Here is a 13,924-nt window from a genome sequence, read left to right as displayed (position 1 = left end):
ATAAAGGGGATAGAGTATTGCGGTTGCTTAAGTATCTGATAAACAGCGTGTTGTTTTATTTGGAAATTTCCAAACTAACTTTCATGTTCAGAGTGAATAGGCAATATCTGTAATGCCTATTTTGTAATTATTTATTAATCAGCTAGATACGTTATTTGACGTATTGCCCCTTTTATAAAATGTTTTTTAGATCTGTCCGATCTGTCCGAACTGTCTGGAAAATGGAGATTTGCTATTGGCATTTTTTAAGTGCAGGTAAGATAATGAAGCAGATACCTGAACCTTGATTGCCAATAATGCTGAATCAGATAAAAAAAGATACTATTTTTGAGACTCATTTTATCTGTTCAACTACAAACGCTGTTAGCAGCAAGGGATTTCTCAATTTACATGCAACTTTCCGGTCAACAGTATCAGATTCAAGGACTTAATGTACTTGATATCTGCCAGCAATTTGGAACACCTCTCTATGTCTATGATGCGGATGTGATTATTCGCCAGATCAATAACCTTAAAAGCGCTTTCAATACCGTTCCTCTGCGGATTAAGTTTGCATGTAAGGCACTGACCAATATTTCTGTGTTGAAGCTGATGCAGACACAAGGCATTGGCATTGATGCCGTATCTGTAGCAGAAGCCCGGCAGGCATTACTGGCCGGATTTAAGCCTAAGGATATTACCTTCACGTCCAACGGAGTAGATTTCTCAGAAATACAGGAAGCTGTAGAGTTGGGTGTAGCTATCAATGTAGATAACCTGCCTACATTGGAACTGTTTGGAAAGACCTTTGGAAATACTGTTCCCTGTTGTATCCGGCTGAAACCCAATATTCGTGCGGGTGGCAATGCCAAAATTCAGGTAGGACACGAACACTCAAAGTTTGGTATTCCATTGGCACAACTGCCTGATGTACATACCCTGGTTAAAAAATATAACATTGTTATCAATGGGCTGCACATTCATACCGGATCAGATATTCTGGACCCGGAAGCTTTTATCCAGGGAGCTAATGTACTTTTTACTGTAGCAAAAGAGTTTCCAGACCTTGCCTTTATTGATTTTGGTGGTGGATTTAAAGTCGGGTATAAAAAGGGTGACAAAACTACCAACATGCCAGACCTAGGTGAAAAACTCTCTGCTGCCTTCAAAGATTTCTGCAAAGATTATGGTCGCGAACTGGAGATGTGGTTTGAACCCGGTAAATATCTGGTAAGTGAGTGTGGTGTATTGTTTGTAAAGGCTAACCAGGTAAAACAGACACCAGCCATCACCTTTGTACAGGTTAATTCAGGCTTAAACCATCTGATTCGCCCCATGATGTATGATGCTTACCATGAAATCGTGAATGTATCCAATCCTGAAGGTGAGCTTAAAACCTATGACGTAGTAGGGTATATTTGTGAGACAGATACGTTAGGCTCTGACCGTCAGCTAAATGAAGTGCGTGCGGATGATGTGCTGGCATTATTGAATGCCGGAGCCTATGGCTTTACCATGAGTAGCCAGTACAATGCCCGTTTTCGTCCGGCAGAAGTATTAGTCTACAAAGGAGAAGCTCGCCTGATTCGTGAACGTGAGACAATGGAAGACATTCTTCGTAATCAGATTTTACTAGACTTTTAATCATTTTTCAACTACCTGTGATGTCAGAGATGTCATCTGTTACTATATTGTACCGTCCGGTTGCTCAAAAAGAGTTGGATCTTATTGAGCAATCCGGCTGGACAAAGTTCCCTCCCAGGCTCCCTGAGCAGCCCATTTTTTATCCGGTACTAAACCTGGAGTATGCCCGTCAGATTACAGTAGACTGGAATGTTCCTGCCTATGGCAATGGGTATGTCACTCAGTTTGCAGTAGATGCTGCGTATCTCAAAAAATTTCCTGTACAGAATGTAGGAGGCAAAGGCTATGATGAATTGTGGATTCCCGCTGAAGAACTGGAAGAATTTAACCAGCACATTGTAGGAAAAATTGAGGTAGTCGAGCAGTATTTTCAATCTTAAGGTTTTTCCTCAAAAAACATTTTCTGGGTTCATTCACATTAACCATGAAAATGTTGCTGGTAACATGTTCTATAGGGTCGATAGTATGAAAAAATAGGTAAAAACGTCCTATGTAAGGAAAGATGTGCTGCTGAAATAATAAGTTTCTCCTTTAGAAGTAAATTTACTACAAAATAAATGGGGAACACCGAAAACCCGGTTCTAATAGAGTAGGTAACACAAATCTTGCTTTACAGTATGTTTGCTCTGTTTTCAGTTTTATTCTTAATCTATGTAGGTATTATTATTCTAGCCATTGTATCCTGGTGGAGGTTATTTGAAAAAGCTGGAAAACCGGGCTGGGCTTCTATCGTACCTATTTATGGTTTTATTGTTCAGCTTGAAATAGTTGGGAAACCTGCCTGGTGGACGTTATTACTCTTTGTTCCTATTGTTAATATAGTAATTCTGATCTGGACGTTAAATCTATTATGCAAAAGCTTTGGGAAAGACGAAGGCTATACTGTTGGTATGCTCTTTTTAGGGTTTATATTCCTGCCAATGCTGGCTTTTGGTGATGCTGAATACCTTGGCCCTGCAGGAGACCCCGATTACCAATTTGCCAGAAGTACCTATGGCACAGTTCCTATTCCTGTAAATAAAGATCTTTACAATAGCAATAATTAAACGTGCATAAATCCTTTACAAAAATCCCTTTACTCTTCTCAGGTAAAGGGATTTTGTTTTTAGAACGATACCATCTTCCCTTGTTTGCATCCTTCTCTATCTGAACTTTTTCTTTTCTGCAAATATTATTTAAACTTGAACGTCAATAGTATCACAATGGAGTATAACGTACTCTGTTGCATTACTCAATTCTGATTAACTAATATATGATGGAAAAGATTCATGCAACTACCGTTGTTGCTGTATTACATAATGGTCAGGTTGCCATTGGAGCAGATGGCCAGGCTACTATGGGAAATACCGTTGCCAAAAGCAATGTCCGCAAGATTCGTAAACTCATGGATGGCAAAGTATTGGCAGGCTTTGCTGGTTCTACTGCCGATGCCTTTGCATTGCTGGAGCGATTTGAAGAAAAACTGAATGCCTACGGTGGGAATTTTAAGCGAGCTGCTATAGAACTGGCAAAAGACTGGCGTACAGACCGCTTTTTGCGTCGTCTGGAGGCAATGCTGATTGCGGCTACTAACGAAGAAATCTTAATTATCTCCGGAACAGGTGATGTACTGGAACCTGATAATGGCATTGCTGCCATTGGTTCAGGAAGTATGTATGCTCAATCAGCGGCTATTGCTCTGAAGAAACATGCACCACAACTGACAGCAGAACAGATGGTAACAGAGAGCCTGCATATTGCAGCGGATATCTGTATTTATACCAATCATAATCTGGTGGTAGAGAAGCTTTGAGCTACGTATATACAACACAAAATAGCCTGTTTTCAGAACAGGCTATTTTGTGTTATACATGAGTCATCCCAAATGTTGGATATGAGTTTGTTCTAAAAAAAACAGCACCTATGCTTTTAAAAAGAGTACATGTGTTGATTGGTTTTTTAGAAATTTCTTTTCCTACATTGGTTTATTATCCCTTACATCATTCTTCCACAGACCTCTTCATTTTTTGCTTGTCCAAAAAAGTAGGCCAAAAAGTACCCTTTTCTCCGATCCTTCCACCCGCAAGGCCAAAGGCCAACCTCGCGGCAGAAAAGAAGCCCTACGCACCTACACGACCATTCGCGATTTAAGTCGTCTTTGCTCTCTTTGTAACCTTTTTTCTTACTTTTTCAATGACACCTTTTACTCAAAATTCGAGATGACTCATTTCTTGTAAAACAAAAGAGCCTGTTCTGAAACAGACTCTTTTATTTTTTATAGAAAATGAGTTTCTGATTATACCAGCATACGCATAGGATCTTCCAGAAGTCCTTTCAATGTTTGCAGGAAGGCTGCTCCTGAAGCACCATCTACAACACGGTGGTCGCAAGACAACGTCAGTTTCATAATTCCGGAAACTTTGATTTCTCCATTCACTACAACAGGTGTTTGTTTGATTCCACCTACTGCCAGGATACAAGAGTTTGGAGGGTTGATAATGGCAGTGAACTCTTCAATACCAAACATACCCAGGTTAGAAATCGAGAAGGTACTTCCTTCCATCTCCTGAGGTTGCAGTTTTTTATCTTTCGCTTTTCCTCCCAGTTCTTTAGCATCAGCTGAGATTTGAGAAAGAGATTTGATATCTGCGTTTTTGATAACAGGCACCAGCAGTCCATCAGGTACAGCAACAGCCATACCAATGCTCACATGGTGGTTGTAACGGATTTTGTCGCCTAACCAGGATGCATTAATCGCTGCATGCTGACGCAATGCCATTGCAGTAGCTTTGATCACGATATCATTGAACGACAACTTAACCGGTGAATACTGGTTCATAGCTTCACGGGCAGTAGTTGCCTTATCCATATTCACTTCAATAGTCAGATAGAAGTGAGGCGCGCTGTACATACTTTCTGCCAGACGACGTGCAATAACTTTACGCATCTGAGATACAGGCACATCTTCGTAACTTTCCTGACCTGTTACTACCGGAGCTTTAGCAGGAGCTTTTTCTGCTGCTGGCTGAGAAGCAGGGGTAGTAGAAGGAGTAGATGTTGGTTGTGCAGAAGGAGTGAATGTTTCGACATCACGTTTTACGATACGTCCATTCTCACCACTTCCTTTCACTTGCTGTATGTTAACACCTTTTTCTTCCGCAATTTTCTTTGCCAGAGGAGATATCTTAACACGTTCGTCAGAATCAGAGACAGAAGTAGTTGGCTGCTTGGCAGGTTCTGTTGCAGAAGCAGTATTGTTGCTAGTTGTTGCTGCCTGAGGTGTAGAGGCAGTAGCCGTAGCTCCTCCACCTAACAATGCCTGATAGTCAGCACCTTTTTCACCAATGATTACCAGTGGAGCTTTGGCTGCTACAGCATCTCCTTCTTTGGCACCGATATACAACAATGTACCAGCTTCCGGAGATTCAAAATCCATCGTAGCTTTGTCTGTCTCGATTTCTGCCAGCAAATCGCCAGATTTTACTGTGTCACCTACTTGTTTATGCCATTTTACGATGGTTCCCTCAGTCATGGTATCTGTCATCTGAGGCATTGGAACCAATGTCGCTTTTACATTAGCAGCTGGAGTAGCAGCTACTGGTGCAGGAGCAGGCTTGCTTTCTTCTGCTTTTGGTTCAGCAGCCGGAGGAGGTGTTGCTACAGATCCACCTGTTTTTCCATCCAGTAATGCTTTAAAATCTTCGCCCGGTTTTCCTACAACGGCGATAATACCATCGATAGGAACGTTTTTTTGATCGGTAATATATAAGATTGTACCTTCATTGTAGGACTCCAGCTCCATAGTAGCTTTGTCGGTTTCTACTTCGGCCAGAACGTCGCCGGTTTTGACCGTATCACCTACTTTTTTCAGCCAACCAGCAATGACACCTTCGGTCATGGTGTCACTCATCTTGGGCATACGTATTGCTTCAGCCATTTTTTCTCAGTACGAAAGAATTAAAATTGAAAATCAGTAGAACTCATTAGGACACCAAATATACAGGTGTATTTATAAATAGGCAAAAGGCAGCACAGAAAAGGCATTTTTTTTTACACAGGTAATTGAAATGCTTCCTGTTTTAAGAAACCGTTTCTGAAGGATTTAGTTTCATTATTCGATGTATTTGAGTTAATAAGAGACTTGGCAAAGATAGAATTGTTGTTCTGATCTACGATTGGTAGTGAAAATGGACATTTATACAGGCTTGTTGCCTCATTCTGCAAAACCACTATCCCAAAGGTTACCACTAACCTTTGGGATACTACTATCTTTTGCATAGTAAAGGCAGATAGCTTTGTGGCAACAATTCTAACCATTTAAAATCGACTACAATGCAATTTAACGAAGCAATAAACTGGCGTTATGCTGCCAAAAAAATGAATGGGCAGCCTGTACCACAAGCAAAAATAGATGCCATACTAGAAGCTATTCGATTATCGGCATCTTCTGCAGGTCTTCAACCGTATGAGGTTATAGTAATTTCTGATCCGGTTTTGAAAGCTAAAGTTTACGAGAAGTCATGTCCACAACCTCAGATTCAAGAAGGGTCACACTTGCTGGTTTTTGCTTCACAATTATCTGTAAGCGAAGAAGATATTAGCACGTATATGGAGCGTATTGCCCGTACCCGCAACATCCCTGTCGACTCATTGAACGGATTTTCCGACTCTATCAAAAACGGATTGCTTTCTATGCCACCAGAAATAATCAAAAACTGGGCATCCCGTCAGGCATATATTGCCTTGGGATTTGGATTGGTAGCTGCTGCTGTTGAAGAAGTAGACTCCTGCGCCATGGAAGGTTTTAACCCCGCTGCCCTTGATGAATTATTAGGCCTTACAGAAAAGAACCTTGGGAGTGTGGTATTGCTGGCATTAGGTTATCGGGATGAAGAGAAAGATTTTCTGGCAGGTGCAGCAAAAGTACGGAAAGATCGTGCTGAGCTTTTTACAGAACTTGTAGCCTGAGATTAAATTATTGATGTAATAGAAGTCATCCTGCATTCTGGCTAGGCTAGATTTACAACAAGTCTTATTCCATAACTTTTCTGGAAAAGAGGTTTGTAAATAAAGAAAAAACACTCTTTCTGTCCTCCTGAAAGGATCTCCTGACAAATAGAGCCATGTTCTCTTTATGAGAGATAAATAGTCTCCAATTACACAGGCCGTCGGTCTTGTCACGGGTTCCTTTCAGGAGGACAGGAAGGGTGATAAGATAAAAAGAGTGTTTTTCTCTAAACTCTTCAAAATTGCAAAATTTATGGGACAAGATAAGGGTCTTATGCCTGCAATCAATTCACAATAAAATCTGTCTTGTGCCTGTTTCTATGCAATCTGTAATTTTGCGGTGAATTCTGATCAGATTTTGTTTTTGCAGTGAACTATGCGCAAGAGAAAAAAATGATCGGAATTCCGTTCAAAATAAAAAATGATCGAAGTTATATTCAAAAGCAAAAATGTGGTGAACAGTATGCAATCTCTTCATAAAATAAAGAACTAACTTTTCATCCTCTGAAAAACTTTTGCATAGAACAATGCATATACAAGAGATCTGCTTGAATAAAAACTCATCCTTACATTTGGGGTGACTTTTGTTACAAATGATACCGCACCTGTACTTTTATATCTGTACGTTGAGGTCCATTGATCTGATCAAGTCCTGACCCCATTGTATCCTGATTGACAAGTGAGGTTCGTGCTACCCGAAACCATACCGAACAACGTGGAGTCACATCATAATTAAGGAGTAGATAATACCTTGCTCCCCGAAGATAATACATAGGAACAGAGAAACTGTTCAACACATCTTTTTCAAAGGCATACTGCCGGTTGTCATAATCTTCTGTATCAAACAAGGCAAAGCGTGTACTAATCTGCCAGCGACGTAGTTTGAGAGTAAGGTCTTCCATGATAGCATATCCGGTTGTCAGTGTACTTTGTTTAAAAGAACTGAACTGGACACGAGTTCGCAGAAAAAGATAGTCATTAGCCTGAAAGTCTATGTTAAATAAGTATTGTTTACGAATAGTCTCTGTAATAAAATTGATGGGAGAATCCTGATCAGGTTCGTTTCGTTGTTTATGTTCTTCTCTATATTGTGTGTATAACAGGAGTTTTTTAGTTGGCTGCCAGGCTAGACGAAGCAAATAATCGAAGCCTTCGGATGGTGCATCAACCCTATATTTTAGCCAGGAAAAATGGTAGCTATCATAATATGCTGTAAGAGTAATACGTCGGGTGGGGTTGAATTTTACTCCCCAGTAAATACCACTTTCATTGATGTTGCGTGTATTTTCGCCAAAGGCCCCTCCATAAAACGTATGGAAGTTCCGATCATATTGTCTGATCAGTAGGGAGGTGGATAAACGAGGTGATAAACTACCTATAATACCTGATACAACTCCAAGGCCGCCACTCGATGAACGAGCTGCTTCTCCAAAAAGGTTAAAGTTTTGCCATACATAACTATAGTGTAGCCCTATGCCTGTATTGTTCTTTCCAGAAAACTCGAATTGATTATATCTTCGGGGGATTTTTTGTATAGGAGTCTCATACTGTGTACAGATAAATGTGCCTCCCATTTCAAACCTTCCTGTTGCACTTTTATACGTAATATCCCCTCCTGAAGTTTGTTCTAGTACAGTGGCTCTGGTTGCTAACTCATGAGGCGTGCGATGATAGCCGGCAAGTAAAAGAGAGGAAATATAGCTATCTGTCAATGAATCACTATCATTTACATTTGCATCTCTATGTATATGAGAATAGAAGCCTGTTACTTCAAATTTACCTAATACATAGGTAGCAGCACCTCCTCGCAGAAAGCCAGTTTCCATAACAGATGTGTAAGGACGAATACCGACCTGGCTCCGTCGTATGGTTTCAACTGTAGAAGCGCCTTTTCCAACTGAAAAACCTGCTGACAGGAGTAAACCCTGTCCAATCTGCAATTGATAGTCACCAATCGCAATTTTTTTCCAGCGCCGTTTATTTTCCAGCAGCAAGTGCCAGGAGAAAAAATCCGCTCCATACTGATAACGTGATGGTTGCCAGGCTATTTGTTCACCTGCGTCTTTCTCCAAAGTAAACCCCAAACTGAAATCGCCCGGATGGTTGATGCGATAGCGTGCATACCAATGACCAGCAGAGCCCGCATATCGCTGTGTTAGTGACCCATCACGGGTAGTGTCTGGAGGTAGAAATCCTTTTTTCTTTTCCAGTGTCTGGTCATAGCGTAGCAACAATGTATTACTACGTTCTGTCAGTATTCGTTTCCACAATGAACGGGTATCAGATGCATTGCCATTATCGTAAACAGTTACAAAGGGTAATAGCTTTTGTATAGTCGGTATATCAAAACCAGGTATAGCCTGCAGTTCATAGATAGAAAGTAATCTGCCATTGGTTTTACGATAGTCAACGAAAGAGTTTATCTGAGCTTCTGACAGTATATATAGCGAGCCTAATAGATTACGGGTTGCAAGATTCAGATCCAATGGATGTGTATATAGTTGCAAAAGAGATTCATAGAGATCATCAAAATTGGCGTCTTCTTTTTGGGTAGCAAATAATTGCTGAGCAAAATCATCCAGGTCTATTTCTTTTCTGGCGGGCTGTTGTGCTTCTACTATGTCTACCCAACTACAAAAAAGCACTACAGCTATCAGCACCTGAATAAGTCTTTTAGCTTTTAGTAGATTCATCAGTGGTTTTCTTTTTTAGAAGACGAATACTGAGAGACAGATTGTGAGATAATCCTAAGGTAGAATGTGTTTGGAAAGAATAGTCCAGTTGTAACTTCTTAGGGCTAAAGCCAATACCAAAGGAATAAAGTTGTGGACGGCTGGCAATACCTGTGCGTAAACGCAGATTTTTCACAATTTCATATTCCAGCCCGGTTCTAAAAGTACCCGCAAAATCTATATCCTTTTCCAACTCTACAGTCCATATGAGCTTAGTATGAGGCTTGTATGCCAAACCTGCCTTCATGATTGTAGGAATACGTTCATTAGTGGAGGCGTCCAATTTACTTTGGGATACATTATATATATGGACACCCGCTGAAAGCTGTGGTAATAACTGGACCACTGTGCCTATTTCAAACAACACAGTCTGTTTCTTGCCTACCTCCTGCATTCCAGTTTGGAGGTAGTTTACCCGTAAACCCATACTGATATTCTTCCAGAGATATCCATAAGAGATTCCTGCTGTTGTTTCATTATACAGCTCATCACCAAGGCGACTAAGAGTAGCACCCAATACACCTTTTGATAAAGGATGCACATAAGCGACAGCCATTGTTTGAAATCCAGACATACCATATCGAATGTTATAGTTTGCCAGTAGGTGAGAATACTCTGAATAAGCAAGCCCTCCGGGATTGTTCCATACAGACCAGGGATCTGTAAAAGTAACAGCACAATTGGCAAGTCCCCAAGCACGAGCTCCTGCCGGATTTGGCTCTCCACTTGCAAAAACGATACGAATACTAAGTATTACTAGAAGAGAAGAAAAAAATAATAACCTTTTCAAATGTAAAAAATGTGGTGTGTAACATATAAAAAAGTGTGTAAAATTATCAATGGCAACGATTCCATGAATGGTAAAATAGACTGAAAGACGTGCATTGTAATATTTTAAGCATAAATAATACAGCATATCATACTTTGTTTTTTCTGAAGTAAATCAGGGGCTAAGATTTGTTTTTTGATTTTGAGAGAGGGAGAATTCCTATACTTTGTTATATCTCGTTACGTATGTAAGAATGCCGCCAAACAAAGAAGATATATTGCCTGGAAAGTAACTTACTTAGTAGACTGATAAAAGAATAAATGGCATATTCTCTTAAATAATGATTTTCTTACAGTATTTCCATCCTAAGAAGCTTGCTCTATGCTATAGGCCACAATGGCTTATGGGCTTGGTTTTGGCTTTTTTATATGGAATGCAAACAGGATTTTCACAGATAAGTGAATTGAGTTTCAGGAACTTATCTACAAAACAGGGGCTGTCAAACAAAGATGTACATGCTATCCTGCAGGATAGTAAAGGCTTTATCTGGTTTGCCACTAAAGATGGCCTCAATATTTATAATGGATATACCATTCAGGTTATTCAGAATAATCCTAAAGATAATGAGAGTCTACCCAGCAATGATGTTCGTGCATTGGCTGAAGACAATGAAGGATACATCTGGGTTGGTACCTATGACAACGGGCTGATTCGTCTCAATCCACAGACCCGCAAAGGAGTCATTTACTCAACTGCAACTGATAAGGCGCTGACTTCCAATACGATATTTGATATACATAAAGACAGGAACGGCAATATCTGGATCGCAACATTTGGTGGAGGGTTGGTAAAGTTTGATGTAAAAACGCAAAAGTTAGCCTCTTATCAGAGTGATCCCGGCAATGTCAATGGGCTCAAAAGCAGCAATATCATTACTATACATGAAGATAAGCATGGAGACCTCTGGTTAGGTACTTTTGGAGGTGGTCTTTGTAAGTTTGAAGTACAAAAGCAGAAATTCTCTACCTATTTAAATCAGGAAAATACAGATATCTATGCAATCGAGGAAGATCGTGAAGGATATCTCTGGTTAGGGACATATGGTAAAGGCTTAGCACGTTTTGATAAACAAACAGGTAAGGTACAGTACTTCTCAACCCAGACAGTAAAAGGATTGGGCAGTGATTTCATCCGGGCAATCAAAGAAGACAATATGGGCATTCTTTGGATTGGCACAGAAAAAGGAGGAGGTTTAAGTTCTTTTGATCCGGTTAGAAACAAATTCAATACCTATAAACAAAATCCTATCCAGTCTGCCAGTCTGAGTGGAAATGACATTAATACACTGTTACTGGATAAATTAGGTATCTTATGGATAGGGACAGAAGGTACAGGCGTAGATCAGTTTGATACTCAGAACGCAGTATTTAAGTCCTATATAAGTGGTGCGGGTACTACACCTAAATTTACAGATGGCGCTATTACTGCAATTTATGAGGACAAAGCACAACTAGTATGGATTGGTGGCACCTTTGCAGACGGACTGGCAGTATATGCTTATGACAGGCTTCAGGATGTGTATACCTGCTATAAATTACCAGTTACCAACGAGTTGATGGGTTTTGATTACACTATTACTGCTATTGCTGAAGATGATATTGGAAATATATGGATAGGAACAGCAGAAAATGGGCTATATCGATATAATAAACATCTGAAAACATTTCGTTCTTTTACTTCAAGTAATAGCCAGTTAAGTAGTAATGGGATTGAAGTTTTATATAAGGACAGAAAAGGTATTGTATGGATTGGTACCTATGAAGGAGGACTTTGCAAGTTTGATCCATACCATGAGACTATTCATACCTATATACATGACCCTAAAAATCCTGCATCTATTGGTGGAAATACAATTAAAGTGATCTACGATGATGAGAAAGGAAACTTGTGGTTAGGTACCAAACAGAATGGATTGTCAGTCTTTACTATAGCGACTAACACCTTCAACAATTATCAGGCACAGAGAAACTCCTTGAGAAGTTTGCCTGGTAATTCGATTCGGGCTATTGCAGAAAGTAATGGTCAGATATGGATTGGGACAGATGCCGGAATTTGTCAGTTTAATTCCCAGAGTAATACCTTCAAGCGTGTAAATGCCCAAAATGGCTTACCGGAAAACAATGTCTGTGGGATGCTTTCGGATAAGAATGGAGATCTATGGATAAGTACTTTCTCTAAAGGGCTGGTGCGCTTTACTCCCAAAACAAATAAGTTCCGATACTTTACTACAGAAGAAGGTTTGTATAGTAATGAATTTCAGCAATGGGCTGCCCACAAAAATTATGATGGAGAGTTATTCTTCGGTGGTAGCAGACATTTTATTAGTTTCAATCCTGATAAGGTATTTGAGAATCCATATGTAGCACCAATCTATCTTACCTCCTTTACATTATTTGATAAGAAAAAAGAGTTTGCTAAGCCTTTGTATGATTTGTCTGTCATAAATCTTGACTACAAAGATAACTTCTTCGAATTTGAGTTTGCTTCTCTGAATTATCTGAATCCAGAGAAAAATAGCTATGCCTATATGATGGAAGGAGTAGATAAAGACTGGAAGAGTGTGGGCAGCAGACGCTTAGCCTCTTATACCAATCTGGACCCGGGTTCCTATACATTTAAAGTAAAAGCTGCCGATAAATACAACCAATGGAATAATACCTGGGCTTCTATTCATGTAGTCATTCATCCAGCCTGGTACCAAACCTGGTGGGCACGTATTTCAGGTATAGCTCTCGTACTGGGATCTATTCTGTTATATTATAGAAGCAGAATTCGTTTCTTTCAAAAACAAAAACAGATTCTGGAAGGCCTAGTGCAACAAAGAACTGCAGAACTTGTTCAAAAGAATGCAGAAATTGAAAACCAGAAGAATAATATTGAAGAGAAAAATATCAAACTCACAGAGGCGAAAGAGTTAATCGAACAGATTAATGAAGAGTTAAGAGCTATAAACAATGATCTGGAATATAGAGTAGAACAACGTACCCATCAGCTTAAGGTTGCCAATGAAAGCTTGTTAAAGAGTAATCAGGAACTGGATATGTTTATTTATCGGGCTTCACATGATATCAAAGGACCATTGGCGAGTCTTTCCGGATTATGTAAGGTGGCTGGAATGGATGTGGAAGATCCTAAGGCGAAAGATTACTTCTCCTTGCTTGATAAAACATGTGACAAAGCCAATCATACTCTGGTACGAATCCTGAAAATGTATGATATACGGAATGCTGAAATCTACAATGAACCTGTGAGTTTAGTAAATACGATAGAACGTTTAGCATCAGAGATCAAAGCTCGGCCAGCTTATTCCAATACACAATTTGAATTGATTACTACATCTGATTGGCAGGTCGTGTCTGACAAATCGCTATTGTCAATCGTTTTACACAATCTGATTGAAAATGCCTTTCAATATCAGCAAGATCCGAATAATCCGTATGTAAAAGTATATCTGGAAGAGGTGGATGATACTATTCAGATAGAAATACATGATAATGGAATGGGTATTCTGGAAAACCTGAGAAACAAGCTGTTTACTATGTTTTTCCGTGGAACTGTAAATTCCAGTGGTACAGGACTTGGCCTGTATATATCCAAATTGGCTCTCGAACGATTGGGTGGAAGCGTACAGTTTGTTACAGGTTTTGATAAAGAAACAGTATTCAGGATTGTTATTCCTAAGCTTCCTGTTGCATCCGAATTAGCTCTGATCCTTCCTTCAGAGGCAGAAGTTGCTCCTGCAGCTGAATAAAGT

Annotated in this window: 10 protein-coding genes; 6 read left to right on the top strand and 4 right to left on the bottom strand. The window is 39.8% G+C overall.

Translation table 11 applies throughout. The annotated features are described in order from the left end of the window. Positions 1-390: 390 nt before the first annotated feature. From lysA to hslV, 4 genes are all read left to right on the top strand, one after another. Positions 391-1,623 (top strand): diaminopimelate decarboxylase, encoded by a 1,233-nt coding sequence (lysA, locus tag QNI15_RS11290; protein ID WP_313995657.1) that lies wholly within the window; start codon positions 391-393, stop codon positions 1,621-1,623. Positions 1,624-1,643: 20 nt separating this feature from the next. Continuing rightward, positions 1,644-2,003 carry a hypothetical protein gene (locus tag QNI15_RS11285; protein ID WP_313995432.1) on the top strand — a complete coding sequence of 120 codons (360 nt, stop codon included), beginning with the start codon at positions 1,644-1,646 and terminating at the stop codon, positions 2,001-2,003. Positions 2,004-2,240: 237 nt separating this feature from the next. Next, positions 2,241-2,669, top strand: a complete 429-nt coding sequence (locus tag QNI15_RS11280; RefSeq protein ID WP_314031825.1) for a DUF5684 domain-containing protein — start codon at positions 2,241-2,243, stop codon at positions 2,667-2,669. Positions 2,670-2,875: 206 nt separating this feature from the next. Next, a complete protein-coding gene (gene hslV / locus QNI15_RS11275; RefSeq protein ID WP_313977211.1) occupies positions 2,876-3,415 on the top strand; it encodes an ATP-dependent protease subunit HslV in 540 nt (179 codons plus the stop codon). A 483-nt stretch (positions 3,416-3,898) separates the two neighbouring features. Here hslV and QNI15_RS11270 read toward each other — a convergent pair whose 3' ends face one another. Continuing rightward, positions 3,899-5,539 (bottom strand): pyruvate dehydrogenase complex dihydrolipoamide acetyltransferase, encoded by a 1,641-nt coding sequence (locus QNI15_RS11270; RefSeq protein ID WP_314031824.1) that lies wholly within the window; start codon positions 5,537-5,539, stop codon positions 3,899-3,901. A gap of 113 nt (positions 5,540-5,652) precedes the next feature. Then, positions 5,653-5,880, bottom strand: a complete 228-nt coding sequence (locus QNI15_RS11265) for a hypothetical protein (protein ID WP_314031822.1) — start codon at positions 5,878-5,880, stop codon at positions 5,653-5,655. 54 nt (positions 5,881-5,934) lie between these two features. Here QNI15_RS11265 and QNI15_RS11260 point away from each other — a divergent pair, with 54 nt between their 5' ends. After that, entirely contained in the window at positions 5,935-6,570 is a 636-nt protein-coding gene (locus QNI15_RS11260) for an NAD(P)H-dependent oxidoreductase (RefSeq protein ID WP_313995426.1), read from the top strand. A 626-nt stretch (positions 6,571-7,196) separates the two neighbouring features. Here QNI15_RS11260 and QNI15_RS11255 read toward each other — a convergent pair. After that, a complete protein-coding gene (locus QNI15_RS11255) occupies positions 7,197-9,302 on the bottom strand; it encodes a ComEA family DNA-binding protein (RefSeq protein WP_314031820.1) in 2,106 nt (701 codons plus the stop codon). Further along, on the bottom strand, positions 9,283-10,131 hold the full coding sequence (locus QNI15_RS11250; RefSeq protein WP_314031819.1) for a hypothetical protein: 849 nt from the start codon (positions 10,129-10,131) through the stop codon (positions 9,283-9,285). Before QNI15_RS11250 ends, QNI15_RS11255 begins: the two co-directional genes overlap by 20 nt. A gap of 412 nt (positions 10,132-10,543) precedes the next feature. Here QNI15_RS11250 and QNI15_RS11245 point away from each other — a divergent pair, with 412 nt between their 5' ends. Then, the gene (locus tag QNI15_RS11245) at positions 10,544-13,921 is read left to right on the top strand and encodes a two-component regulator propeller domain-containing protein (protein WP_314031818.1); all 3,378 of its coding nucleotides are present in this window, start codon (positions 10,544-10,546) and stop codon (positions 13,919-13,921) included. The last annotated feature ends 3 nt before the right edge of the window (positions 13,922-13,924 follow it).

Source organism: Xanthocytophaga flava (genome assembly GCF_030068545.1).
Taxonomy (GTDB): Bacteria; Bacteroidota; Bacteroidia; order Cytophagales; family 172606-1; genus Xanthocytophaga; species Xanthocytophaga flava.
This window is presented reverse-complemented; position numbering and strand designations above follow the sequence as displayed.